This window comes from Mesorhizobium sp. M0968, from assembly GCF_040319065.1.
Classification (GTDB): Bacteria; Pseudomonadota; Alphaproteobacteria; order Rhizobiales; family Rhizobiaceae; genus Mesorhizobium.
The window spans coordinates 1-530 of sequence record NZ_JAMYNL010000104.1; the positions used below are offsets into that span (position 1 = coordinate 1).

Below are 530 nucleotides of genomic sequence, written 5' to 3' on the forward strand. Positions count from 1 at the left end.
GCGTGAAGAACGCCTTGAGCGCCTCATCCAGCCGCATCGTCGCCTCGCTCACCGTCGAGGCCGAGAAAGAGTGGCCGCACAGTTCCTCCGTCACCGCCTTCACCTTGCGGGTCGAAACGCCCTGCACGTACATCTCGACCAGCGCCGACACCAATGCCTTCTCCGAACGCTGGTAGCGCTCAAACAACTCCGTCGAGAACCGGCCAGCCCGATCCTGCGGAACGCGAAGCTCCAGCACCCCGACCCGCGTCACCAGCTTGCGTTCGTAATAGCCGGACCGGTAACTCGTCCGCTCCGCCGTCCGCTCGCCTTTCTCGGCCCCGATCGCCTCCGTCATCTCGGCTTCAAGAACCTCCTGCACGACACTCTGCAATGCCTGGCGAAAGCCGTCCTCATCCGACAACAGCAACGCTTTCAACTCGCCTCTGCTCAGTCTAACGTCTCGATTGGTCATGGCACTTCCCCTTCCACGGGAATCGGTGATCGCAACGTCACCACCGTGCCATGGCCGCTCGCCCCTCAGAGCAAGC

Annotated in this window: 1 protein-coding gene; it reads right to left on the reverse strand. The window is 62.8% G+C overall.

Features of this window, described 5'->3' with window-relative positions; translation table 11 throughout:
• Positions 1 to 454: transposase (locus NKH67_RS34095; protein WP_352786068.1), on the reverse strand; the 454-nt coding region annotated here is incomplete at its 3' end.
• Positions 455 to 530: the final 76 nt, after the last annotated feature.